Genomic DNA, 26,041 nt, shown 5'->3' with positions numbered 1-26,041 from the left:
TCATGATCTTCTTTCTAAGAAAGTATATCATACCCCCTATGATATTTGCCAGTATACATAATTTTCCTCCCTAATATTCATTGCCTTAGCAGCATGCAAAAGTGCCTTAGAATATGGATCTTTTACATTGCTTAGTTGATGCATACAGTCAACCTTCTCAATAACTTTGCCTTCTTTTAAAAATATCACCCGATCACATATGTAGGTAACTGCTGCTAAATCATGGGTAATAAAGACATAAGAGATGCCCATCTCTTTTTTTAGTTGAATCAGCAAGTCTAGAATTTGCACCTGAATCGATACATCTAAAGAACTTATGGCCTCATCCAGCAGGATAAACTTTGGATTGGTGGCAATGGCTCTAGCAATACAAACCCTCTGTAACTGTCCCCCGCTAAGCTGGTGGGGATAACGGTATAAGTATTCCTTTGATAAACCTACTTTTTCTAACAAACCTATTATTTTATTCAAGCTGTCTTTTTGGCTTAACCCCTCAAACACTTTTATCGGTTCCCAAAGAATATCTATAATTTTAAACCTCGGGTTCACAGAAGAACTATAGTCCTGAAAAACAACACTTACCTTTTCTTTTATAGATTTATCAGTAGTTTTATTGATCTCTGTGCCATCTATTCGTATGCTGCCAGCATCTGCCTTTTCAACACCGATCATTAACCTACCTAAGGTGCTTTTTCCACTGCCGCTTTCTCCAATAATCCCAAGACACTCTCCCTCGTAAAGGCATAGGGACACATCCTTTAAAACTTGAAGTTTTTCTTTTTTCATGATACCAAAAGATTTTTTATAGCTTTTATCGATATTTTCTACTTCTAATAACACAAACCTTCCCCCTATCCTACCACCTGATAAAACTTCTCCACCAAAGCATTTCTTGTATCGATTAAATACTTGGTATATTCATTGCTTGGACGATTTAACACATGCTGTGTTTCTCCTGCTTCTACAATTTCCCCCTCCTTCATCACTAGAAGATGATCCGCTATTTTTGATACTACGCCTAAATCATGGGAGACAAAAATCATAGATGTATGATGTTTTTCTCTAATTCTCATAAACTCCTCCATTACCTTCACTACATTGATGGCATCCACCGCAGTTGTGGGTTCATCTGCGATAATCATACTTGGTTTTAAGGCAAGGGCAATCCCGATCATCACTCTTTGCAGCATGCCCCCACTCAGTTGATGGGGGTGTTTTTTTAGTACATCTTTAGGATAAAGGATATGCATCTCCTCAAGAGCTTTTAGGGAAAGTCCTAAGGCTTCCTTTTTAGTTATATCAAGGTTTTCAATAAAAGTTTCTGTCATTTGTTCTTGTATCGTAAAAAGAGGGTCAAAAGAGGTCATAGGATTTTGCAGAATCATAGAAATTTCTTTTCCTCGTATATGTCTAATTTTCCTTTTATCCTGCTTCAGTAGATGTATATCATTAAAGACCACATCCCCCTTCACATCAAAATTCTTCTCCAAAAGTCCCAATATGGCCTTACAGGTGATGCTCTTGCCGCTTCCACTTTCCCCAATAATACCGAGACAATGGTTTTTCTTTAGGCTAAAGGAAATATCTGAAATAATATCTTTTGATATTTTATGGTCTCTGTACTGCACCTTTAAATGATTCACCTTTAATAATTCTGTCTTCACCTTATCCCTCCTTGGTATCTAATACATCTCTTAAACTATCCCCCAACATATTAAAGGAAGCTACAATTACTAGAATAGCAATACCCGGTGCAAGCATTTGAGTGGGACGAGAAGTGATAACATTTTTTGCTTCACTCAACATCCCTCCCCACTCAGGTGTCGGTGCTTGAACCCCCAGCCCAAGGAAAGAAAGAGTAGAAATACTTAAAATGACCCAGCCCATATCCAATGTAGCTAAGACAATAATCTCCGACAAAATATTTAAAAGCATATGTCTGAAGACAATAAAACTTTTACTTGTACCTATGGTTTTAGAATATAAAATGTAATTTTTATTGTTATACTGAATCACACTGGACCGAATCATTCTAGCGTACCATGCCCATTTGATGGCTATGCTGGCGATAATGACATTTCGTATTCCTACCCCCATCATACCAACCACTGCAAGGATCATCACCTGACTGGGAAAGGACAACATAATGTCTACAATCCGCATCATTACTTCATCAACCATACCTCGAGCATAGCCTGCTATGGCCCCTATGCTGGTACCAAGAGCAATGGTGCACAGCATGGTAAACATAGATAAAAACAAGGTAGGTCTTATACCATAAATTAACCTTGATAATATACAACGTCCAAGATGGTCGGTTCCTAAAGGAAAGGCCTGACTTCTTTGGGCGTATTTATTTATAATACTTGTAGCAATTGGATCATTTGGGGCTATTATATCAGCAAAAATACCTAGAATCATAGTCAGTAATATAATCAATAGGGTTATCAGTGCAATTTTATCTTTCATGAGTTTTTTTATCATACTACACCACCTTATGCAATCTTGGATCTAATTTATGATGTATAATATCTACAATAAGATTACAGACAATAAACAGCGTCCCCATCATAAGAATATAAGCTTGAATGATAGGATAATCTCTGTTAAAAATAGCAGTGATACATAATCTCCCTATACCTGGCCATGAAAAAATATTTTCCACCACAACCGTTCCAGCAAGAAGGTGAACAACACTCATTCCCAAAGCGGTAATAGAGGACTGAAGAGAGTTTTTAAGAACGTGTTTTAACAAAATTGTTCTGTCCTTTAATCCTCTAACTTTAGCATAAAAAACATAGTTCTCTATCATGTTTTCTAATATGCTATTTCTGATGAGTCTGACATAGGTAGAAATATAAGTGAGGCTTAAGGTAATGGCTGGCAGAATAATTGCCCCCTCCTGATTATTCCCTCCTGTTGGCAAAACCCCTAGTTTTACTGCAAATAGCCATATCAACAATATGCCTATCCAATAATTAGGCATAGCCGTTCCAATAAATATAAAGATTCTCACCACACGATCGAAAATACTATCCTTCCACACAGCACATAAAAGGCCTACAGGAATACTGACAAAGATTACAATAAACAAGGAAACTGCTGCAAGTTCAAAGGTGGCAGGTAAACTCCTGGTAATCTCGCCAGCAACGGTTCTATTTTTATTCACATAGGAATTGCCAAGATTGAGATGCAGAACATCCCATAACCAGTCAAAATATCTCTGTAAATAAGGTTTATTCAATCCCAGCTCCTCCCGCATCCCCTCGATCGCTTCTTCTGTGGGAATAATCTCATTGACTCTTAATACTACTTCGGCAGGGTCTGCTGGGATAAGATTGATCAGCACGAAGGCGATAAAGGATACTGCCAGCATCATCGGCAAAGCCATTAGAATTCTTTTTATGATATATTTTCCCATGAGGAACCTCCTTATGATTTTGAAGCACGGAAACTGGTCATAGATAACTTGCTCCATGACCAGTTTTGTAGGCATCATTTTTATTTAATATACATTCTGTCAAGGGGCACTTCATATTGTGAAGGATTAAAGGTTACATTCTTCACTTTTTCATTGTATACTGCCCTATTTCTTTCAAAAGTCAATGGAACATAGATAGCTTCATCATGTAAATATGTAAGAATATAATCGTAATATTCCTGTCTTTGAATTTCATCTGTAGCAATAAATGCCTTTAAGATTGTATCATGAAGTTTTTGAACCTCTTCAAGCCCCTGTTGTGCTGCATAATCTCCATAAACAGCAGGCATTCTCATAGCACCAAGGAAAGAATGTGGATCATAAGGTGTTCCCCATGGCATATTAAAGGTAATACTAAAACCTCCATTTTTCATCCTATCTCTATAAGCCTGCTCCTCTTCTCCAGTAATACTGAGGTTGATGCCGACTTTTCTCATTTCATCCTGTAGATATTCAGCAATGGTTCTTTCTGTTACATTATCTGCATTATAGTGCATTTCAATTTGTAAAGGCATACCGTCTTTTTCACGTATGTTTGTGGCCTCATTCATGTTCCACCCTGCTTCCTCAAGAAGGTTTTTTGCCTTATCTAGGGAATAGACATAATCTTCGAAATCTACATCGCAGTAAGGAACCGTTCTTGCTAGCATTCTACTTGCAGGAGCTTCCAGTCCATAAAAAATTCCTTCTGATATTTCTTCTCTATTGACTGCTGCATTTATAGCCTGTCTTACATTAACATCAGATAAAATTTTATCTGTTGAATTCATAATCAACATTCTTGTAGCCAAAGGGTCTGATAGACTTGCTCCAAAGCCCTCCATTTCTGAAAACTTAAGATAAGTTGCTGCATCAATCATACCAATGCCAAAGATAATATCAATTTCACCTTTCTCTAAAGCAAGTACTCTTATTTGATTATCTGGAATTACTTTAGCAATGATCCTACTGATTTCTGGCTTTTCACCCCAATAGGTTTCATTTACATCAAACACAGCATATTGATCAATGTGGTTTTCTGTAAGTACATATTTTCCTGTCCCGATTACCCCATTCACCCCGTTTTTCGTAGTTCCATCGATAAAACAATTAGGAGATATGAACCTAAAGGGTCTCGTTACCGCCAGCTCTATCAGCAGTGGATAGTAGGGTTCTTTTAGCTTCATTTCAAAGGTATAATCATCCACAGCACCAAAGCTGTCTAATAATCTCACACTTTCCAGCCATCCATGTCTGTCATAGTTGTCATAAATAGCTTGAATATTGGCTTCTACCGCATGGGCATCAAACTTATAGCCATCTGAAAAGGTTACGCCTTGTCTTATATGGAAGGTATAGGTTCGTCCATCCTCAGAAATATCCCAATCTTTTGCAAGCCAAGGTTGAATACCTTCATCAGTAACCATCACAAGACCTTCAAATAATAAATTTTGTGCAAAAAGTTCTCCACTGTACGTATGAGGGTTTAAATCTCTTATGTCCCTAAAGTTAACATAGATCAGTTCATCTGTGTTAAGGGCTACATTCCCCTCTTCATCAGAACTACTGGGTGTATTCCCCCCTGAAGAACAAGCAGCCATCAAACTTAGGGTTAAAAGCAATATACATATAACCAACGATTTCCCCATTTTTTTCTTCAACATTCCCCAAAACACTCCTTTAATCTTAAATTTTCTTCCAAGCTGCAAACCTCCCATCCCTTATGAAGAGGAGATTTTTACTTAGATGATTGATTCAGCGCATTATACTGATTCCATGTATTAAATGATAATAATTATCGTATTCATTATATAAAAATTATCAACTACTGTCTATGCACAATTAAGACATTTTTTGCACTTTTAAGTGTACTTTTCAAAAAAATCTAAAGACACCAAATATTTTTATTTACATAATGTTTTTATAGTCACCAAAAGGCTTATCCCGCAGTTCTTTGTTTACGGAATAAGCCTTTTGATTATTTTTTCCTTATTAGATATCTAACCGAATTATTTCTGCCTCTACAGAAACTGTATCTACATATAATCTTGCTACACTAAGCGGCAACTTAAATCGACGAGGTCCTGCACTACCAGGGTTTAGATAAAGAATACCGTTAGAATAAGTCACCAATGGTTTATGGGAGTGACCACTTATAACTGCTTTGAATCCTGCTACACTAGGATCAAGGTCCATGTTCTTTACATCATGAAGTACATATAAATGAATGTTTTGGATTTCTACAATTTTTGTTTCGGCAAACTCCTTCGCCCAGCTGCCTTTATCACAATTTCCACGGACTGCAACTACTTGTGCAATTTTTTGTAGTCCCTCAAGGATCTGTACATTGCCAATATCTCCTGCATGTATAATCATCTCTGAATTTTTAAGAATTTTTACCGCTTCGGGTCGTAAAAGTCCGTGGGTATCTGAGATAACCCCAATTGTTTTTCTTTTCATACAGTATCCTCCAAAATCAGTCCTAAAGTTCTAAACTCCACCAACTAGCATCAGGTTCTCCACTTGTCATGAGACCTTCTACATACCAGCCCAACTCACCCTTTACAAGCCATAACCATCGAGGAAAAATCCCTATCTCAAAAGCAGAATTTCCTCCATCCTTAATATCTAGTTCTAACTCATAGCAAGCTTTATTTTCACGTATATCCTCACTAACCACTTTTACACTGTTGATTTTTATCGTATCCCAGATTTCCTGTCCTATAGGATCAAAATTCGCTGTATGAACAAGGGAAAGAATTGTAAGATAATCGCTTTCAAGAAGTGCTTTCCTATAAACCTCCATGGCCTGCTTTGCAGTTGGTGCAAAGTAGCGGACTTTTTCCCACTGGGCAAATTTTTCCCTTGCGTCTATTATTACAAGCTGATTGTTTTCTTTACCAAAAGTAATTATCTCGATTTTCTCATATATTTCTCCAGTGCTATCAGTTAAATGATACGTGATGTTTGCAGTATCTCCTTCCACATCAATCTCATAATTGACAACCCACGGACTGGAATAGCCAATACTATAATTCCATTCGTCGCTGTCAGAACCTTCTTTTTGCTCTGTAACAAATTTTTCTTTCATACTTTCAGACATAATTTCGTAGCGTAATTTGCCATTTCTTATATTCAAAGCCTCTGCCCAAGTTTCAGCCATATGAATTTTTTCTTTATTATAGTAGGTAGAAGCGGTAGGGTTCGAAGCCAGCCCAATACCCGTGATTATTACTACGATAACTGCCATAATAATTACCCAAAAGGTAGAGCGTTTATAGTTTAATACGTTTTTAATGCGCCCCTTTGCCCCTATTTCTCCAAAGGCAAGAGGGCTTCCATTTATCATCTTTTTGTTTACTGCCAAAGATAGTATAGATGTGCTATAATCTGTCTTGATATCTGTACCAAGTTCCTTGATGACCTGTTCATCGCAAGCCATTTCCATATCGTGGCTCATCAACACGAAGCTAAGCCATACAAAAGGATTAAACCAATGAACACAAAGTGCTAAAAATGCAAAAGGCTTGATCAAATAATCAAATCGTTTGATATGAATTTGTTCATGTTTTAAAATATAACTTTTTTCCGCTTCCGAAAGTCCTATGGGTAAATAAATCTTAGGATTTACGATGCCTAATACAAAAGGCGAAGAAATATTTTCACACTCAAAAACATTGTCTTGCAGAAGTACCGCCATGCCAACTTTGTGTTTTAATATTAAGTAAGATATAAGGCTGTAGGTCATCAGTCCTAATACACCAAGTATCCATATAATTGAAAGACTCAATAGGATTATCTGGGTAGGGTTTATACTAGCATATGGTGTTGCTGCAGGTAAAGAATTACTGATAATAGTATTTAAACCACTTATCCCAAGATCTATTTGGGGTTCTGCCATCATGCCAATATTGGAAGGGATATACTCCATTTTCCCAAAACTTGAGGTGCCCACTTTTAAAAGACTAAAAGCAGAGGAAAAAGAAAACGGAGATATAAGCCTAAACAGCACAACTGCCCATGAAGCATAGGAAAAAATCTTAGGTGCTTTTTTTAGAAATAGTCTCCCAACTATAACAAATAAAATAACATAGCTTGCAGTAATGCTCATATTAAGTATGCTTAAAAATAATTCTTGCAAAAAGGAAGCCATAGGTTACTCCTCCTTATAACTGTCTATTAACTTTTTAAGCACATCTGCCTCAGTCTTTGACAGTTTTTTTCCACTCATAAAACTAGCAATAAATCGAGGCAATGAGCCATTAAAGGTTTTGTCTAAAAATTTTTGGCTTTCAAACTTCTGTACCTGCTCCTGTTTAACAATAGCACTAACAATGGCATTTTCATTTTTAAATATTTCCCTGTCACATAGCTTTTTTAAAACGGTGTAGGTTGTAGACTTTTTCCAGCCAAGCTTCTCATTGCAAAGTCCTACAAGTTCTCCAGAGCTGACTGGCTCATTTTCCCAAACAATGCTTGCAAAACGGTATTCGCTTTCGCAAAGGCTAAATTTATCCATAGTATTCCTCCTCTAGTCTATTAACATAGACCTTATATTTTTTAGTCTATCATCATAGACCACCTTTGTCAATGACTCGTTTAGCTGCTCAACTTATATAATAGTCATTGGCGTTAACTTAAGGCATAAGGGGAATAGTCATAAAGCCTTCAAAAAAAGCTGATACAAGATAGTAAATCCCATTAATATTGGACTTTACTAGTCCAATAGAATCAGAATATAGAAGTGCACTTCTTGAAATACCAAATCCTTTACAAACTTGTCCAACGGTATACATAATAGTTACTCCAAACCACTAATATCCAAATCTAAAGCTTCCCCTAATATTTTATAAACATCTGACATCATCTGAGACAGTTTGAATTCAGCATGCATAAATTCCGCAACAAGTGGGTTTTGCATCAAAACATGATGAAGACTTTGTAATTCCTTTAGGGTATTTTCGTCTACCTGTTGCTTCATCATTTGTTGCCCTTGAACCTGTAACTGGCGTTTTCTAAAGTCATCTACCATAGCTTTACACTGAGGAGTTGTCTTCACTTTTCTTTCTAAATCTTTATATTCTTGATACTCCCTGCTTTCCTTTAATCCCCTTGCCAATTGATGAGCACAATCATATACATTCATGACTTTAACCTCCTATAATTTTCTTGCTTAAGTTATACAGACATTTGATACATATGATTTAAATGAACTTTGCATTTGCCAAAGTTCTTCCGGTTCCCCTATAGACGCTTTACTTAAAGAAGTTCTTTATTTCAGCACCATCATAAACGTAGGCACAAGAATAGGCACCAAAGCAGATAATACCACGCCCGTAAGAAAGGAGATCATTGCAACATTGCCGTCAGTAGATTTTGCTATGATAGGCAGCGTTGTATCCATCGCTGTAGCCCCTGCTGGTGCGATGGCCTCTAGTTTACCAATATACTTTGCAATAAAAGGTATACTGATAATAGCAATGACTTCCCTAGAAACATTTGTAATGAAGGCCAAAGCCCCTAATTCTGCACTATGCTTAGATAATTCTATGGCGGATAAAGAATACCAGCCAAATCCTGCACCAATTGCTGCTGCTTGATTGATGGGTATTTTTAGGAGTATTCCACCAAAGATGGTTCCTGTAATACTGCCAATGGCTACCATAAAGGGCACCCATAGCACCTTGAAGCCTATTTTCTTGATCTTCTTAAAAAGATCTCCCTGTTTCCCTATATCTATACCTACAAAAAAAAGCAGTAGGCATAATCCTATATCAATCATTGTTCCCATGTAGATTTCCATATTTTGTGGAAAAACCGAGACTCCCAACGCAATTCCCAGTACTACAGACAGCATGATTTTAAACGTCATCCTTTACACCTTCTTCCTGCTATAGTACTTTCTTTGCTATAAGCTTTACCGCTAGGATACTACCCACGATTGAAAAAACCGCCAAGATAACAGATTGGTATCCAATCACACCAAAATATCGTATAACATTTTCATCAATCCCTATACTAATCCCCATAATAAACAATAAAAAAAGTAAAGCATAATTCTGAATGATTCCTATTTTTTCAGATATAAAATCACCTAATATATTTTTATATCCTATTATTGCCCCTAATATTAATATTGCTAGGTAAAGTAAAATATTCATACCGCTCCCCCTGTCCTTTATCTTTATAGCAAAATCCATCATCTCTTTATAAGATGATGGATTTTTTTTATACTTCCATAATGACTGGTAAAATCATTGGTCTACGTTTTGTTTTCTCGTATAGGAAATCCTTTAGTGCATCTCTTATAGAGCTTTTGAGCACTGCCCATTCCTTTATATTTTGCTGCTCACATTGTTCTAAAGCAGCCTTTACAATTTGTCGTGCTTCATCCATAAGAACTTCAGATTCTCTTACATAGACAAAGCCTCTTGATATAATATCGGGGCCTGCAACAATTTTTCCATTTTCTTTAGAAATTGTAACCACCACTACCATTAATCCGTCTTCAGCCAAGTGTTTACGATCCCTTAGAACAATGTTTCCTACATCTCCAACCCCTAAACCATCTACTAATACAGGTCCTGCCGGCACATTTCCAGCCAACTTAGCATAATCCTTTGTAATTTCAACGATATTACCATTTTGTAGCGTAAATATGTTTTCTCTATCCATCCCTAAGTTTTCTGCCAGTTTCGCATGTTGTTTCAAATGTCTAAACTCCCCATGTACCGGTATGAAGTATTTAGGATTGGCCAGTCGATGCATTAGTTTTAACTCCTCTTGACAAGCATGTCCTGAAACATGGACATCTGCCAAGCTCTCATAAATAACATCTGCTCCCTTTTCAAACAGTTGGTTGATCACTCTGCTTACTAACTTCTCATTTCCTGGTATAGGAGTAGCAGAGATAATGACCGTATCTCCTGCTCGAATATCTAATTTTCTATGCTCAGAGGTAGCCATCCTTGATAATCCTGCCATTGTTTCCCCTTGACTTCCAGTAGTAATAATAACAATCTCATGATCATCATACTGGTCAATATGATTAACATCAATGATTAAGCCCTCTGGAATCACTAACGTACCCAACTCTTGTGCTACTGAAACAACGTTTACCATGCTTCTGCCAGATATAACAATTTTTCTGTTATACTTATAAGCAGCATTTACAATCTGTTGTACTCTATGAACATTTGAGGCGAAGGTAGCTACGATGATCCTATTTTTTGTACTACTAAAAATATTTTCAAAGGTAATACCTACATTTCTTTCTGACATCGTCGTCCCTGGTCGCTCTACATTGGTACTGTCCGCCATCATTAGAAGGATGCCTTTTTTTCCCAGTTCAGCAATTCTCTGTAGATCAATCAATTGTCCATCAATAGGGGTATAATCTATTTTAAAGTCTCCAGTATGCAAAATCACCCCTAGAGAGGTATGAATGGCTAAAGCACAAGCATCTGGTATACTATGACTACTGCGAATGAATTCTACTTCAAAACTTTCAAGTTGTGTAGTTGTACCAGCTTCCACCCTCTGCAAATGAACATCTGTAATCTTATGTTCCTTTAATTTTGTTTCCACTAAACCCAAAGTTAACTGTGTTCCATATACAGGTACATTGATTCTTTTTAATACATAAGGTAAGGCTCCAATATGATCTTCATGGCCATGGGTCAAAAAGATTCCCTTTACTTTGTCTTTATTTTTCATGACATATGTTATATCAGGAATTACAATATCTATTCCCAACATTTCATCTTCAGGAAAACTCAAGCCACAATCCACAATAATCATTTCATCTTTGTATTCAATTACTGTCATATTTTTCCCAATTTCCTTTAGACCGCCTAAAGGAATTATTCTAATCTTTGTAGGTTTTCTTCCCAACATTCATCACTCCTTTGTTATCCCTTTGTATATTTCTATTTACTTATTATTGAGCTTTACCCGTACCTATATCCTGTAACATAATGGTGCTCTATGCAAAAATACCCTAACGTATTATTGACCCTGATTAATAATAGATATATGTATTTTAACCTAAAAGCAAAACTTTTAAAAGTTTGTTATCTATAAAATATTGCACATAGATAAAGTCTTGCAGAATATGCAAGACTACCTACACTTAGAACAAATACCGAAAAACTTAACTTTATGATCTGTGATTTCAAAATCATGATTTTTTTCTATTTCTTCTTCCAATTGCTCCAATAGGTCTATTTCTACTTCTATTACATTACCACAATTTTGACAAATAAGGTGATGATGCTGATGGTCATCCTCATGGGTGTTAAATTCATATCGACTGCATCCATCATCTAAATTGATTTTAGATATAATTTGCATTTCATCTAATAGTTGTAATGTTCTATAGACAGTAGCTAAGCCAATTTCTGGACACTTATCCTTTACCAGTCCATAAATTTCTTCTGTATTTAAATGTTTGCCTTGATTATCAAGGATAACGTCCAGTGTAGCCCTTCTCTGAGGTGTCAGCTTATATCCTTTTTCCTTCAGCTTATCTTTTAGCCCCTCTATTAGGTTGTCCATTATGTCACCTTCATTTCTCAAATAATAACACTTATCAAGAATAGTATAGTATATAATTCTTCTTTTGTCAACGATTTCTAGTGGAATTTCCATTTATCAATTAAAAAAAACTTTTATTTCTTCTTTTAAGGCTATAGAATGGGTTGTCACAGCACAGTTATATGCATAAAATTCTACACCAGCTTTTTGTGCTAGTAAAACTGCCTCACAGAAGGCTTCATCCATTTCCTTATTTGGAGTAAACCTATTGGCATCCTCCCGTTGAACAATAAAAAAAACTGCTGATCGAAAACCTTGTTTTTTTCCTTCTATTAGTTCTAAAATATGCTTTCGACCTCGATCAGTGGGGGCATCTGGAAAAGAGGCGAGATCATCCTCCTTCACTAATGTTACGCACTTTGCTTCAATCAACACAGATTCTCTTTCATTGGAGATATAAAAATCCAACTTGCTCTTACCAAAATTCACTTCTCTTCTTATATCATTATATTGTTTGAAATAAGGGATACTCTTATGCATAAAAGCTTGTTGAAGCAATTGATTCGGGAGTCTGGAATCAATAGAAACCAGTGTAGTGTCTTTATACGCCATAAGTAGGTCGTACTGGGTTTTTCTATGGGATTCATTTACTTTTCTTAATATTACCTTAGCTCCAGGAATTAATAACTCCTTCATTCTTCCAGTATTAGCTACATGGGCAATTTCTATTTTGTCATTAATATAAATTTCTGCAATAAATCTATTTATACGCTTGTGAAACGTACCCTCTATTTTATTTCCCTCAATATTTATTTTCATAATTTTCACCTTCTTTAGTTATACTAAAGCTATGTAATATTGTTACCATATTTACAAATATTCATATTTCAGGGGGTAATTACTTTGAGGTCAACCTATAACCTTTTTTTAAACTTAGTTCATGGCATGTTTCTGGGTTTTGTTCTTGGTATAACAATATCTATTATAACCCTTGAATTTTTGCCAGAAATCAGAGAATTTATTCATCCTGCTTATATATATCCAATTCTTTCAGTATTAGGTGGCATCATCGGATATATTAAAGGAGTAAACAACTATAGTAGACTGCTATATCCTCTGTTTTCCACTACAGGCACCGTGTTATTACCTATTTTGGCGATTATTTTGTTATACTTTTTATTAGGATTTGATCGTTTATTAGCTTTGCCTCCAATTGTTTTTAAGTCTGGAATAGGACTGAGGGCAATGGATTCTGTGTTAAGTAACTATATTTTTACTTTTTTAGCTACCTCAGGTTTTATCGGTGCCATCATTTCCAGCTTTTCTATTAATAAAAAGAATAGATGGACCTTTTAAGTAGTCCATCTATTACTTATTACTCTATACCTTCTTCATCTAAAATCGCTTCATAAGCTGCAACAACATTTTCATACTCTTCATCATTTTCAATAGCCACCAAAGTATACTCATCGTTCGCTTCATGAATTATTTTAAAGATATATGCATCTTCCTCTTCTCCTGCATCAAGAGGTAATAGGATTGCATACTCTTGCCCTTCTACATCAAGTGTCATAATTATTTCAAAATCCTGCTCCTTACCTTCTTCATCTACTAATGTTACAATATTTTCATTTTCTGCCATTTTTTAAAAACCTCCTTTTATTTTTACAGCACATAAATGTATTATATACTAAACCTTGGGAAAAAAACCATCTTTTTAATGAAATATTTTATGAAAAACGCTTATTTACTTACACTATCAAGGTAATTTTGCAAAATATATGTAGCCGCCACTTTATCAATAACAGTTTTTCTTTTTTTCCTACTCATATCTGCTTCTATTAAAGACCTCTCAGCAGCTACAGTGGTAAGTCTTTCATCCCAAAAAACACACTCTATATTGATTCGCTTTTTTAATCTTTCCGTAAATTCTATCACTTTTTCACTCTGGGGTCCTAAAGTACCATTCATGTTTTTTGGTAAACCGATTACAACTTTCCCTACTTGATGCTGATTGATAATCTCCTCAATTCTCTGTAAATCTTTTTTTATATTGCTTCGTTCAATGGTCTCTAAGCCTTGGGCTGTCCACCCCATGAGGTCACTTAGTGCTACACCTATTCTTTTGTCACCTACATCTAATGCCATAATTCTAACCATACGATCCACCTCCTAAACTACTTTGATACAAAACTGAGGACAGCTTTTTGAACAGTATCCACATAAAACACACTTTTTATCTTCTACCACTAATCCTTCATCAGTTATTTTTAGTGCATTATGGCTACAAGTTTCAACACACTTTCCACATACTTCACACCAAAAATCGATTTTTAGTTTTCTTTTTTTATTTTTTACCTTATTGATTAGTTCCTCATCAATTTCTTTGCCCTCAAAAACTGCTGTATTGTCATCAATTTCTTCTATCGTTTGCATCCCTACTGCAATGGCATCTAGACAGGATAAATTTAGTACAAAGTTTAAACAGTCTTTATAGTTTTTTAAAAGATTTCCTCCACCTAAAGGCTTCATACCATAGATCCCTTTACCCATTTCCTTAGCCTTCTCTAAAAAATATAGCATCTCTTCTATCGTGCCATCTTGAATTCCTAAACCCGCCATATTCACAATAGGATGGAGAACCTCTATTTCTTTGATCTTTAAGGAAGCCTCCACCGCCGCAACTGTATGGGTAGAGATGCCTAGTGCTTTGATATATCCCTGCTCCTTCATCTTCATAAAGTAAGTAAAGGCCTCCCAATGTCCTTTAAGGGTATGTTGGCTTTCTTGTTCATGGAGCAAAAATATGTCAATATACTCCGTATCCATTTCCTTCAACGCTTTATCTAAACTTTTTTCTGCTGTTTCCTGCGAATATGCATAGGATTTGGTTGCAATCACTAATTCTTCTCTATGACAATGCTTCAGTGCATTTTTAATATGAGGATATGTTTCATAAAGTTCCGCTGTATCAATAAAATTAATACCTCTTCTTAATCCATGTAAAAGCAATCTTCCCCCCTCTTCAGGCGATTTATCCGCTTGCAAGGGTCCCATGGTTAAGCTTCCAAAACAGAGTTTCGATACCCATAAAGAAGTATTTCCAAGTAATTTTTTCTCCAATATTTGCCTCCTAATTCGATAAATTCATCACCAAATATAGCATGGTGGTGGTTAAAAATATAATGGCAGTAGCTGCAGATACTACACCAGAGTCATTCACCGCAAAGGCGACGATACCTGCTACAATAATACCACTCCAACCTATAGCTAGACTAGGATAGGTGGTAGTAACTTTTTTAATAACGCCTACAGGCCTATAAAATAATATCCCAAGGATTACGATGGCACTTAATAGAACTTTACTCCATACAGTTACCCCCATCACCCTTATATTCATGGCAATTTTTCTGGCAATAATTTGATAAATTATAATAGGACCAGTGGAAAAAATCTGCTCTACTGCTGAAGCTAAATGACTTTGATTTTCAATAAAAAATAAGTCAATTGTGGCCATAGCAGCAACTACTATAATAACAGCAGTAAATATATAAAGCAACTTTTTAAAGCTTATTTTTTTATTTAACAATCTAACGGAAGTAAATAAAAAGGCGAAAACAGCAGTAATTGTCCCACCAACATTTGCGCCAAAGGTTGGGAAAGCTATAATGATGGTTGTTATTAAATAAAATATCATCACAAAGTATCTGTTGACAGAATATCGTTCTATCAAAGTTGCGGTGAAAATTAAAATACCACCAATAAATACCCCCATATATTCATTGCCAACGCCATAATAACGTGCTCCGATGATTGGATCATATCCTAAAACTGAGTTTTTAATGAGGTTTTGCCCTGTGACAATATCTAACATCAATCCCATAACCAACAATAGAGAAGCCCAGAGTATTATATTTAGAGGCTTCTTTCTCCCCAAAAAGTATAGTATACAAGTAAAAAAAGCAGTACAGAGGACGAATAAGATATAATTATTAACAATACTCAATGGGCCAAATATCGGAAGTATTAGCAAAGTAAAAGGTGCTACAATATTACTTAATAGTCCTAATGATATAGGAATATACCACTTAGAAGCTATTTTTTTTGTAAAAATAATCGCCAATAGTGCAATAGCAGAAGTAATCATTTCATAAATAGCAAAGCTATAGAGGATTCTATATCTTTGTTGGGAAGTATTTACTACTCGGTTATTTAATTTCAAAATATAATCCAGGGTATCTGTAGCTTCCACTGTTGACATTCCTCTACCAACCATGTTAGATGGAGGTATATGGAAATAAGACAGAATTGTAGGTGCAATGTCCACATTACCAACAATTCCTTCTCTGCGAGTAGTTCCCGACCATAAAAGTCCTTTATTCACCCCATCATAAATCACCACTGGTGTTAGTCTTTCTCCCCGCAGTACTGCAGCATCCGATGGAAATGGCGTTACCAACATAAATACAGTAGGTTTTCCATCTATATGATTAAAAACTTTACTGACAAAGGCATCTATCTCAGTCAAAATATTCTTTTTATGTTCTTGATACATTGTACTACTTAAGTAGTTTTTGTATCGTTCTAGCCTGTGGATGTCACCGGTTTCTATAACGATAAAATCTCCTTTAACATATACTTCTATAAAGCTTTCTAACAACTGATCATAGTTGGTTTTCATCCCAAAGGGGCGATGTGTATCCTCTATGATTAGTTCTCTATCAAGATTTCCATAGTCAATATAGCCTCTGCTATCCATAGGAATAAATCCTGCTGGTCTTGAGACATCATTATCTATATCGCTATTACCTATCAATGCTGTTTTATAACTATGTTGTTTTAATAAATCTCCTAAAATACCAGGGGAAGCACCATACTCCCCCCTTATATTCTGTTGAATCAACATATTAATATTAATATTGATAATTCCTTCATCTTCATCGATCTTTCCTATTCTTCTTTCGTATACAGCAAGGTTGTCCTCCTCTAGGTGGTGAAAGGTAGAAGTGTTTTGCCCAGCTTCTGCCCTTGTTCCCCAGCCCAAAGTCCCATAGGATTTAAAATCATTTTGGCTGCCAGAAGCCCTTGTATTCATCAACCCTATACTGCCCTCTTCGATAAGCACTCTCATGTTGGGCATGTTGTATAAATCCTGAAAATCCACACGATTTATCACCAACATGACCACTTTAGGGGTTTTTTGAGAATCTAATCCATGGACTGTAGAATAGTAGGTATGTATTGTTATAAGTGATGTCAATAACATAAAAAGCCATACTTTTTTGATTTTCAAACTTATTCGCTCCTATTTTTTTCTAAATATGTTTTTAGCAGTTCCTCCAATAACTCATCACGCTCAATTTTTCTAATAATACTACGGGCATTACTATGATTCGTAATATAGGTTGGATCTCCTGATAAAATATAGCCTATAAACTGATTAATGGGATTATACCCTTTTTCTTCTAAAGCTTCATATACGCTTATAATAATTTCCTGAACCTGTTTTTCCTTCTCTTTATCTAAATTAAATTTCATTGTTAGATTAAACTTTTCTCCCATTTATATTCCCCTCTCTTTCCTAATTTAATTCTATTTTATCATACTCTATCCTTTCCTCCAATGAGATTTGGAAAATGTTGAAAAGTGGTTTATGTAAAATAATAGAGCATGGGAACCATGCTCTATTATTTTATCCATTTAATTGCTTTTTTAATAATTCTTCTACTGCTTCTAATGCTTCTTTTATTTTTTCTGGATTCTTACCGCCAGCTTGAGCCATATCAGGTCTTCCACCACCACCACCACCGGTGATTTTTGCCGCCTCCTTCACAAGGTTTCCTGCATGTACCCCTTTACCTAAAAGATCCTTTGTAGCAGTAGCTACAAAGCTTACCTTACCTTCTGCTTCAGAAGCTAGTAAAACAACCCCTGACTGTATTTTTTCTTTTAAGGTATCTCCTAACTTTCTTAAATCTTCTACGCCTTCAACATCTACCTTAGTAACAATTACTTTTGTATCTTGGATAATTTTTACCTTTTCCAACAGCTCATCTACAGCTCCTGTAGCTAATTGTGCCTTTAACCTACTGATTTCACGATCTTTTTCTTTGGTCTCTACAACAAAGGTCTCTAGACGGCTAACCATATTACTTGGTGAGGTTTTCAACAACTCAGCAGCTTTTTGTAGGGTGTTTTGCTGGTTTTTAACAAATCTATATGCCTCTGCACCAGTAACTGCCTCTATTCTTCTTACACCAGAGGCCACGCCCCCCTCACTGAGGATGAAGAACATGCCTATCTCACTGCTGTTTTTTATGTGGGTACCTCCACATAATTCGATGCTGTAGTCTCCTACCTTCACAACCCTTACGGTTTCACCATATTTTTCTCCAAACAAAGCTTCTGCTCCCATTGCTTTTGCTTCTTTAGGAGTGGTTTCTAAAACGCCGACTTGTAATCCAGCCATGATTTGTTGGTTGATTTTTTCTTCTATTTCTTTTATTTCCTCAGTTTTTAGACCTTCAAAGTGAGTAAAGTCAAACCTTAGTCTTTCTGATGTCACAAAGGACCCTGCCTGTTGTACATGTTCCCCCACTACTTCCTTTAGTGCCTTATGTAACAAATGGGTTGCGGTATGATTTCTAGCGGTATTTTTTCTGGTTTTTTCTTCTACTTCTGTAGTGATCACATCCCCCACCTTCAAGGTTCCTGCCTTGATGGTGACTGCTTGATGAATTCTATTATTGATTCCTTTTTTTGTGTCGGTTACGATGCCTTGAAACACCTCATTATAGATGACACCTACGTCCCCTATTTGTCCTCCACCTTCTCCGTAAAAAGTGGTTTCATCTAGGATGACAATAATTTCCTCTCCCTCTTTTGCAGTATCTACAATAGCATTTTCCTTAACGATCGCTAACACTTTCCCTGTATTTTTGGTTTCTTCATAGCCTTTGAAGTTTGTAGTAATATCCATGCTAAGGCTTGAAAAAACATCTTCCTTCCAGCCCTCTGTATCTCCTGTGCCTCTAGCTTGTCTAGCTCGTTCTCTTTGTTTTGTCATTTCTTCTTCAAAGCCCTGAAGGTCTACCTGTAATCCTTTTTCTTCTAAAATTTCTTTGGTCAAGTCTAGCGGAAATCCATAAGTGTCATAGAGTTTGAAGGCCAGTTCCCCTGTTAATGTACTTTCTTTTGCCGTTTGTAGATTTTTGATATATTCATTTAAAATATCTAAACCTTGATCAATCGTTTCCTGAAAACGTTCTTCCTCTACTTGGATTACTCTCTTAATATAATCTTCTTTTTCTTGTAGTTCTGTGTACATTTCACCATACATCTTTATTACAGCATCCACTAATTGATATAAGAAACTTTTTTGTACACCAAGTATTTTTCCATGTCGTGCTGCTCTTCTTAATAACCTTCTTAAAACATAACCTCTACCTTCATTGCTTGGCAAAATACCATCACTCACCATAAAGGTAACAGAACGGATATGGTCTGTAATAATACGAAGAGATATGTTTGTTGCTTCGTCTTTATTGTATGTTGATGATGTAATTTGGCAAGCCTGATCTAGTATATATTTCATGGTATCTACTTCAAAGATAGAATCCACATCCTGCATAATACAAGCTACTCTCTCCAGCCCCATACCTGTATCGATATTTGGATTAGGTAGAAGATTATAGTTGCCTGCCTCGTCTTTATCAAACTGTGTAAATACATGATTCCAAAATTCAACGTAACGGTCACAGTCGCAACCCGGTTTACAGTCTGCTTTACCACAGCCATACTTTTCCCCACGATCAAAATAAATTTCTGAGCATGGACCACAGGGACCTACGCCGATTTCCCAAAAGTTATCTTCTTTTCCTAGTCTAACAATTTTATCTTCTGAAACTCCTACTTTTTTACTCCATATCTCATAAGCTTCATCATCATCCAAGTAGACAGAAGCCCATAGTTTGTCTTCTGGCATTTTTAGATGCTGGATAACAAATTCCCAACCCCATAAGATAGATTCCTCTTTAAAGTAATCTCCAAAGGAAAAGTTTCCTAACATTTCAAAAAAGGTAGCATGTCGTGCTGTATGTCCCACATTTTCTATGTCTCCTGTACGAATACACTTTTGACAAGTTGCCATTCTTTTATTAGGAGGGACCTCTGTTCCAGCAAAATATGGTTTTAAAGGTGCCATTCCTGCATTAATTAATAACAAACTTTTATCATTCTGAGGTACTAATGGATAACTAGATCTTACTAGATGATCCTTTGATTTAAAAAAATCTAAAAACAGTTGTCTAATTTCGTTTAAACCTTTTTTTTCCACATGAATTCCTCCTTAAATCTGTACAATAAAAAACCCCCATCCTTACTTTTCAATATCATAGTAGGGACGAGAGTATTCTCGCGGTACCACCCTAATTACCGTATAAACGGTCGCTCATAGGAAAAAGATAACGGATTTACCGATAATCTCTAATTTAACTATAGTTATTTCAAGATTATAGCTCAGAGACTGCTTCATATACTCTATCTAGAGGTTTTCCAGCCAAGAACCTCCTCTCTAGTAAGCATCAAGTAATATTACTCCTTCTCATCATCGCTGTTTATAGATAATCAACTACAAAGTTTAACAAAATGCAGACCGTATGCATTTCCGAAACCGCAGGAGGGCTTATTTTGTTAAGGTATAAGATTGGTTATCTATATAATTTTTAATTTACTTGCATTATATAGAATAACCCGTTTTTTGTCAATATATCCCTAAAACTTAACAACATAATTCAGCAAATGTCTTCCTAAGACTTTTATTATAGCAGCGGTGGGAACAGCTATTAATAAGCCTAGCACCCCAAAAAACCTCCCCCCTATGATCAGGGCTAAAATGACAAAAACAGGATGTATCCCTACGCTTTTTCCTACGATTTTTGGTGCGATGATGCCACTTTCAATCTGCTGAATGATGGTAAAAGCAACAATTACCCAAAGAGCCTTCATTGGTCCGTCCATTAAAGCAAATATCACTCCCGGTACGATTCCTATGACAGGTCCAAAATAAGGAATAATATTAGCGACTCCTGCTATCAATCCCACTAATACTGCAAACTCTACTCTTAAAGCCAGTAGAGCACCTGTAGTTAAAATGCCTACAAAGGCTGCTACAGTCAGTTGTCCTCTTATAAATCCCCCCAAGACCTCATCAATATCTCTAGCTATATTAAGCACCTCATGTCTGAAGGATTTAGGAATAAGCAAAATCATGGTTTTTTTAAAGCCATCAGCATCTTTTAAAAAGTAGAAAGTTAAAATCGGTATGAGAACTAATCCAATCACTTTAGAAAATATATTCAATAATGTATCGGTGATAGAAGTAAATAGCCCAAAGACAAAACCTTGAATTCTATCTATATTTAATCTTAATAAATTTTTTATCCCATCTAATTCTGCTGGCAAACTTTCTACGTTGTGATTATATTTCAAATATAGGTCGTATAAATGGTCATAAGTAGTATTACTATACTTTGGCATCACTTCAATCAGATTTTTTATTTCTTCAGAAATTCGTGGTATTAAAGTGATGGAAAATAAAAATAAGACAAGAAAAATAGTTAAATACACCAACAATACGCCCCATAATCGTTCTATTCCTTTTCTCTGCAAATAATGTACAATAGGGTTTAATATATAGGCTAGGACTATGGCAAAAAGAAATGGTCCAAATATTTCAAACAATAATCCTCTTATTCTAAATAAAAAAATTATTAATAACAATATAATGAACATAAATATAAATTTGTAAATCTGCTTTTTACCCACGTTTACCTTATTTTTTCCTTCTACATATTGATTTCCAATATGAATAAGGTAATAGGTAATGAAACTCAATAGTATTAGTACTGTGAGTTGTATCAAAAATAGAAAGAAATCAGTAAAGCCAGCTCCTTCTGCCATCATTTTTACATTTCTAGAAATTATTTCAATAGCACTATTTTCCATACGAAATCCCCCGTCATTTTATCTATGTATCATAGGTGTTAACTTAATACAATTATTACCAAAATTTCCTCGATCTGTCATCCTGAGCGTGGCGAAGGATCTTGGAGTAACGATAACAAATTATGGTTTAAGTTAACGCTAATGATCTATGTATTATAGTATATTCACACAACCCTGTATGTTAAAACATCGACTTTATTTTTTGCAGATCAGTTATATGATAAAAGCAGCTAAATAGCTGCTTTTATATTAAAACATATTCATTCCACTCATTAAATGAGCTGCTGTACTAATCATTTTTCTGCTACGTTTCATCATTCTTTTTTGTTCTCTTGGATTCATGTGGGATACGGCATAAATTCCTACCGTTGCTCCTATAATTCCTCCAGTTACTAGGCTAAGCATTGTATCTCTTCTCATACAATCCCTCCTTTATATTTAGGAAGAGTTTTCCCATTAACATTTCTTTATTATTTTTTGTTATTATAATTATTCTATACCAAGCAATTTTTTCAAGCCTCCCCCTTCGAGAAAAAGGGTGCTTAATTCCTGATCTCCAAGAAGTATACTTTCCTGTTGAAATTCTACATAAGGTACTAATGGTAAGATAGAATACCCTTCTACAAAGTCATCTATCACGCCTTTGCTAATCACTAGGGCGAGTACTCTTCCACTTGTTTTTTCTATAACTGTATCTTTTACAACACCAAATAATTCTCCATAATGATTGTAAATATGAAATCCTACTGTTTTTATAGGCTTTATTAAGGCTTCCTGTATTTCTGGAACTTGATGAGAAAATACAATATCCTTTTCTGAAGAAATAACAAGACCTTCTGACCGAATCTCTTTTATTTTCTTAAAAGGTAGTACCTTTATATCCTTATCAGCGACTTTTTTTGATTTTAGTATAAATCCCAATAGCTTAGATCCTTTGTTTGTGTATATTAGATCTTTGATCTTATATTCCATAATCTCTTTATTTTTATTTTTTATACATAATCCAATAAACTCACTTCCTTTAATCATAAAAATCCCTCATTTTTGTAGAAACTATTATTGTCTACTATATATTTTTGCTCTAATTCGTTAAAAAAACCTCCCCAATACCTGTATAATCAGTTATAGTTTTCTAATAAAGAAAAAAACCATAAAATCTTATCGGAATCAACATTGTTTCCTAATAAGACTTTATGGTTATCTATAAGACATAGCACCTTATATTTTTTTTATGATTGTACCTCCACCTACAACAATATCTTCCTCGTAAAATACCACTGCTTGCCCAGGAGTAATTGCTCTTTGGGCTTCATCAAAAACTACTCGTACTTCTTCACCACAGGGATATAGTGTAGCTGCTGCTGCCTTACTATTATACCTAACCTTGGCTTTTACTCTACGAGGACCTTCTAGAGTTTCAAAGGGTATAAAATTCACTTCATTAGCAATGAGTTCTTTACCAAACACAGCTTCAGCATCACCTAGTACAACTTGATTCGTTGCTGGTATAATTTCAGTGACATAGACAGGCTTTCCTAAGGCAATTCCTAGCCCTTTTCTTTGACCTATTGTGTAGTAAATAATTCCTTTATGTCTGCCTAAAACATTACCTTCTTGATCTACAAAATCCCCTTCAAGAACTTTTTTAGAGCTATTTTCCTCTACAAAATTACCATAATCGTTATCTGGAACAAAACAAATCTCTTGACTATCTGGCTTTGTTGCTACTGATAGTTCTAATTCTTCTGCTATTTTTCTTATTTCATCCTTATTATAATAACCTAAAGGCATCAAAGTATGCTGTAATTGTTCCTGTGTCATATTGTATAAAGCATAGGTTTGATCTTTTTCATCAGTAGCTGATTCTTTAAGCAGATACTTTTTTGTGTCTTCATCATATTCTATCTTTGCATAATGACCAGTGGCCACATAGTAGCAATCTAATTGAAGAGCCCTTCTTAAAAACTCTTCAAATTTAATATATTTGTTACATGCGATACATGGATTTGGCGTCCTACCTTTTGTATATTCGTCTATAAAGTATTGAATTACCTTTTCCTTAAAAACATCCTTAAAATTCATAACATAGAAAGGTATATCTAATTTATGCGCTACCCTTCTAGCATCCTCAACGGCAGATAAAGAACAACATCCAACGTCTGATTTGTTGACTTCTTCATCATCTTGCCATATCTGCATTGTAACACCAATTACTTCATAACCCTGTTTTTTCAATAGATAGGCAGCTACAGAACTATCTACGCCGCCACTCATTCCTAAAAGAACTTTCTTGTTTTTTTGCAACCTTCTCACCTCACATACACTTTAACAAGAATAAACCCGAGAAAACTCTCGGGTCTTTTACTTTAGCAATGTTGTTCTTCTTCATCATGATGATGATCATGCTCTTCGTTAGGATCAAAACCTTCTAGTTCTTCAAAATGCAGATCATGCTTAGTAGCATAATCGTAAATAGCAGATTTCACTGCCTGCTCTGCTAAAACAGAACAGTGCATTTTTACAGCTGGCAACCCGTCTAGTGCCTCTGCCACAGCACTATTTGTTAGTCGAAGAGCTTCTTTGATGCTTTTTCCTTTTATCATTTCTGTAGCTATACTAGAGGTAGCTATTGCAGAACCACAGCCAAAGGTTTTAAACTTGACATCTGTAATAACGCCATCTTCTATTTTTAAATATATTTTCATAATATCTCCACATTTCGGGTTTCCCACCTGACCTACTGCATCTGGATTCTCTATCTCTCCTACATTTCTAGGATTCATAAAATGTTCCATTACTTTATCACTATACACTTTTCGCTTCCCCCTTTACTTTTTCATATAGCGGTGACATTTCTCTTAATCTTGCTACAACTGGCGGTAACTTTTCAACAACATAATCAATTTCTTCCTGTGTGGTAAGATACCCTAAAGATAATCTTAATGAACCATGGGCGATCTCATGAGAAAGTCCTATAGCCATTAAAACATGAGAAGGATCTAAAGAACCCGATGTACAGGCAGAACCACTAGAACCAGCAATTCCAAGCATATCAAGACTTAACAGTAGTGATTCTCCTTCAATAAATTCAAAGGATACATTTACATTGCCAGGAAGTCTTTTTGTCGGATGACCATTTAATCGGGTATAAGGTATTTTACCAGTTAGTTTGCGAATTAATTGGTCCCTTAGCTGTGTCAAGTGCTCATTATGTTCTTTTATATTTTCATGGGCCAATTCTGCTGCTTTACCAAATCCAACGATGCCCGGCAGATTTTCGGTGCCAGCTCTTCTTTTCTTTTCTTGGCCACCCCCATGCATTAATTGATGAAGCCTTATGCCTTTTTTAATATATAAAGCGCCTACTCCTTTTGGGCCGTAAATTTTATGGGCAGAAATAGATATTAAGTCGGCTCCTAACTCTTCTACATTCATTTCGATAGTCCCATATGCTTGTACGGCGTCTGTATGAAAAATGATAGATTTTTCTTTGGCTATACTGGCCATTTCTTTGATTGGTTGTATTGTTCCAATTTCATTGTTGGCATACATAATAGTTATCAGTATAGTATTCTCTTTGATGGCATTTTTTAAATCTTGTAGACTAACAAGGCCATCCTGATCAACATCTAAGTAGGTAACCTCAAATCCTTCTTTTTCTAAGTATTCGCAGGTGTGTAATACCGCATGATGTTCAATTTTAGAAGTAATGATATGGTTTCCTTTGTTTTTTAAAGCATAGGCAACCCCTTTAACTGCCCAATTATCTGCTTCAGATCCACTACCTGTAAAGTATATTTCTTCAGGCTTTGCACCTAGGGATTTGGCAACTTTATCTCTAGCTGAATCTACAGCTTTTTTACTTTCTCTTCCAAAAGAATGAATGCTTGATGGATTGCCAAAGTGTTGATTAAAATAAGGTAACATTTCTTCTAAAACTTCTTTTTTTACTGGTGTTGTAGCAGCATAGTCTAAGTAAACCTTCATGTGATCCTCTCCTTAAATATATAATAATTTACTTATATAATTCACTTTATTTTT

28 protein-coding genes and 1 other annotated feature are annotated in these 26,041 nt (G+C 35.5%); of the genes, 1 reads left to right on the top strand and 27 read right to left on the bottom strand.

The window, feature by feature from the left end; genetic code table 11:
- Positions 1 to 36: 36 nt before the first annotated feature.
- The 15 genes from CACET_RS08830 to sfsA all read right to left on the bottom strand — a co-directional run bounded on the left by CACET_RS08830 (position 37) and on the right by sfsA (position 12,814).
- Positions 37 to 840: an ABC transporter ATP-binding protein gene (locus CACET_RS08830; protein WP_044823962.1), complete on the bottom strand. Its 804-nt coding sequence runs from the start codon at positions 838 to 840 to the stop codon at positions 37 to 39.
- A gap of 11 nt (positions 841 to 851) precedes the next feature.
- Positions 852 to 1,664, bottom strand: coding sequence for an ABC transporter ATP-binding protein (locus CACET_RS08825; RefSeq protein ID WP_044823961.1), 813 nt, complete (start codon positions 1,662 to 1,664; stop codon positions 852 to 854).
- Position 1,665: 1 nt separating this feature from the next.
- Positions 1,666 to 2,484, bottom strand: a complete 819-nt coding sequence (gene opp1C / locus CACET_RS08820) for a nickel/cobalt ABC transporter permease (RefSeq protein ID WP_044823960.1) — start codon at positions 2,482 to 2,484, stop codon at positions 1,666 to 1,668.
- 1 nt (position 2,485) lies between these two features.
- Positions 2,486 to 3,421 carry a nickel/cobalt ABC transporter permease gene (gene opp1B, locus CACET_RS08815; RefSeq protein WP_044823959.1) on the bottom strand — a complete coding sequence of 312 codons (936 nt, stop codon included), beginning with the start codon at positions 3,419 to 3,421 and terminating at the stop codon, positions 2,486 to 2,488.
- An 80-nt stretch (positions 3,422 to 3,501) separates the two neighbouring features.
- Positions 3,502 to 5,124 (bottom strand): nickel ABC transporter substrate-binding protein, encoded by a 1,623-nt coding sequence (nikA, locus tag CACET_RS08810; protein WP_082058138.1) that lies wholly within the window; start codon positions 5,122 to 5,124, stop codon positions 3,502 to 3,504.
- Positions 5,125 to 5,452: 328 nt separating this feature from the next.
- Complete coding sequence (locus CACET_RS08805; RefSeq protein ID WP_044823958.1) at positions 5,453 to 5,920, bottom strand: metallophosphoesterase family protein; 468 nt, start codon at positions 5,918 to 5,920, stop codon at positions 5,453 to 5,455.
- Positions 5,921 to 5,942: 22 nt separating this feature from the next.
- Positions 5,943 to 7,613, bottom strand: a complete 1,671-nt coding sequence (locus CACET_RS19450) for a M56 family metallopeptidase (protein ID WP_052661280.1) — start codon at positions 7,611 to 7,613, stop codon at positions 5,943 to 5,945.
- Between the two features lie 3 nt (positions 7,614 to 7,616).
- A complete protein-coding gene (locus tag CACET_RS08795; protein WP_044823957.1) occupies positions 7,617 to 7,979 on the bottom strand; it encodes a BlaI/MecI/CopY family transcriptional regulator in 363 nt (120 codons plus the stop codon).
- Between the two features lie 118 nt (positions 7,980 to 8,097).
- Positions 8,098 to 8,256 (bottom strand): MerR family transcriptional regulator, encoded by a 159-nt coding sequence (locus tag CACET_RS20470; protein ID WP_158386027.1) that lies wholly within the window; start codon positions 8,254 to 8,256, stop codon positions 8,098 to 8,100.
- A 5-nt stretch (positions 8,257 to 8,261) separates the two neighbouring features.
- Positions 8,262 to 8,606 carry a YlbF/YmcA family competence regulator gene (locus CACET_RS08790; protein ID WP_044823956.1) on the bottom strand — a complete coding sequence of 115 codons (345 nt, stop codon included), beginning with the start codon at positions 8,604 to 8,606 and terminating at the stop codon, positions 8,262 to 8,264.
- A gap of 126 nt (positions 8,607 to 8,732) precedes the next feature.
- Entirely contained in the window at positions 8,733 to 9,332 is a 600-nt protein-coding gene (locus CACET_RS08785; protein ID WP_044823955.1) for a LysO family transporter, read from the bottom strand.
- Between the two features lie 19 nt (positions 9,333 to 9,351).
- A complete protein-coding gene (locus CACET_RS08780; RefSeq protein ID WP_044823954.1) occupies positions 9,352 to 9,621 on the bottom strand; it encodes a LysO family transporter in 270 nt (89 codons plus the stop codon).
- Positions 9,622 to 9,688: 67 nt separating this feature from the next.
- Positions 9,689 to 11,356: a ribonuclease J gene (locus CACET_RS08775; RefSeq protein WP_044823953.1), complete on the bottom strand. Its 1,668-nt coding sequence runs from the start codon at positions 11,354 to 11,356 to the stop codon at positions 9,689 to 9,691.
- Between the two features lie 225 nt (positions 11,357 to 11,581).
- Complete coding sequence (locus CACET_RS08770) at positions 11,582 to 12,016, bottom strand: Fur family transcriptional regulator (RefSeq protein ID WP_044824103.1); 435 nt, start codon at positions 12,014 to 12,016, stop codon at positions 11,582 to 11,584.
- Between the two features lie 96 nt (positions 12,017 to 12,112).
- On the bottom strand, positions 12,113 to 12,814 hold the full coding sequence (gene sfsA, locus CACET_RS08765; RefSeq protein WP_052661279.1) for a DNA/RNA nuclease SfsA: 702 nt from the start codon (positions 12,812 to 12,814) through the stop codon (positions 12,113 to 12,115).
- A gap of 84 nt (positions 12,815 to 12,898) precedes the next feature.
- Between sfsA and CACET_RS08760 the strand changes: the two genes are divergently transcribed.
- Positions 12,899 to 13,351: a hypothetical protein gene (locus CACET_RS08760; RefSeq protein WP_044823952.1), complete on the top strand. Its 453-nt coding sequence runs from the start codon at positions 12,899 to 12,901 to the stop codon at positions 13,349 to 13,351.
- 19 nt (positions 13,352 to 13,370) lie between these two features.
- On the opposite strand, the gene CACET_RS08755 is transcribed toward CACET_RS08760, so the two are convergent.
- From CACET_RS08755 to nifS, 12 genes are all read right to left on the bottom strand, one after another.
- Positions 13,371 to 13,637 carry a DUF1292 domain-containing protein gene (locus tag CACET_RS08755; RefSeq protein WP_044823951.1) on the bottom strand — a complete coding sequence of 89 codons (267 nt, stop codon included), beginning with the start codon at positions 13,635 to 13,637 and terminating at the stop codon, positions 13,371 to 13,373.
- A gap of 101 nt (positions 13,638 to 13,738) precedes the next feature.
- On the bottom strand, positions 13,739 to 14,155 hold the full coding sequence (gene ruvX, locus CACET_RS08750) for a Holliday junction resolvase RuvX (RefSeq protein WP_044823950.1): 417 nt from the start codon (positions 14,153 to 14,155) through the stop codon (positions 13,739 to 13,741).
- Positions 14,156 to 14,167: 12 nt separating this feature from the next.
- A complete protein-coding gene (locus tag CACET_RS08745; RefSeq protein WP_044823949.1) occupies positions 14,168 to 15,118 on the bottom strand; it encodes an aldo/keto reductase in 951 nt (316 codons plus the stop codon).
- Positions 15,119 to 15,128: 10 nt separating this feature from the next.
- On the bottom strand, positions 15,129 to 17,288 hold the full coding sequence (locus CACET_RS08740) for an alkaline phosphatase family protein (RefSeq protein ID WP_052661278.1): 2,160 nt from the start codon (positions 17,286 to 17,288) through the stop codon (positions 15,129 to 15,131).
- A gap of 2 nt (positions 17,289 to 17,290) precedes the next feature.
- Positions 17,291 to 17,557 carry an IreB family regulatory phosphoprotein gene (locus tag CACET_RS08735; protein ID WP_044823948.1) on the bottom strand — a complete coding sequence of 89 codons (267 nt, stop codon included), beginning with the start codon at positions 17,555 to 17,557 and terminating at the stop codon, positions 17,291 to 17,293.
- 130 nt (positions 17,558 to 17,687) lie between these two features.
- The gene (gene alaS / locus CACET_RS08730) at positions 17,688 to 20,330 is read right to left on the bottom strand and encodes an alanine--tRNA ligase (RefSeq protein WP_044823947.1); all 2,643 of its coding nucleotides are present in this window, start codon (positions 20,328 to 20,330) and stop codon (positions 17,688 to 17,690) included.
- Between the two features lie 59 nt (positions 20,331 to 20,389).
- Positions 20,390 to 20,613 (bottom strand) — a binding site (T-box leader).
- A 154-nt stretch (positions 20,614 to 20,767) separates the two neighbouring features.
- Positions 20,768 to 22,000, bottom strand: a complete 1,233-nt coding sequence (locus CACET_RS08725; protein WP_052661277.1) for an AI-2E family transporter — start codon at positions 21,998 to 22,000, stop codon at positions 20,768 to 20,770.
- Between the two features lie 249 nt (positions 22,001 to 22,249).
- Positions 22,250 to 22,420 carry a hypothetical protein gene (locus CACET_RS20465; protein WP_158386025.1) on the bottom strand — a complete coding sequence of 57 codons (171 nt, stop codon included), beginning with the start codon at positions 22,418 to 22,420 and terminating at the stop codon, positions 22,250 to 22,252.
- Between the two features lie 69 nt (positions 22,421 to 22,489).
- On the bottom strand, positions 22,490 to 23,029 hold the full coding sequence (locus tag CACET_RS08720) for a PRC-barrel domain-containing protein (RefSeq protein ID WP_044823946.1): 540 nt from the start codon (positions 23,027 to 23,029) through the stop codon (positions 22,490 to 22,492).
- 189 nt (positions 23,030 to 23,218) lie between these two features.
- Positions 23,219 to 24,304, bottom strand: a complete 1,086-nt coding sequence (gene mnmA, locus CACET_RS08715; RefSeq protein ID WP_044823945.1) for a tRNA 2-thiouridine(34) synthase MnmA — start codon at positions 24,302 to 24,304, stop codon at positions 23,219 to 23,221.
- 62 nt (positions 24,305 to 24,366) lie between these two features.
- Complete coding sequence (gene nifU / locus CACET_RS08710; RefSeq protein ID WP_044824099.1) at positions 24,367 to 24,795, bottom strand: Fe-S cluster assembly scaffold protein NifU; 429 nt, start codon at positions 24,793 to 24,795, stop codon at positions 24,367 to 24,369.
- Positions 24,796 to 24,805: 10 nt separating this feature from the next.
- Positions 24,806 to 25,987 (bottom strand): cysteine desulfurase NifS, encoded by a 1,182-nt coding sequence (gene nifS / locus CACET_RS08705; RefSeq protein ID WP_044823944.1) that lies wholly within the window; start codon positions 25,985 to 25,987, stop codon positions 24,806 to 24,808.
- Positions 25,988 to 26,041: the final 54 nt, after the last annotated feature.

The organism is Clostridium aceticum, from assembly GCF_001042715.1.
Taxonomy (GTDB): domain Bacteria; phylum Bacillota; class Clostridia; order Peptostreptococcales; family Natronincolaceae; genus Andreesenella; species Andreesenella acetica.
This window is presented reverse-complemented; position numbering and strand designations above follow the sequence as displayed.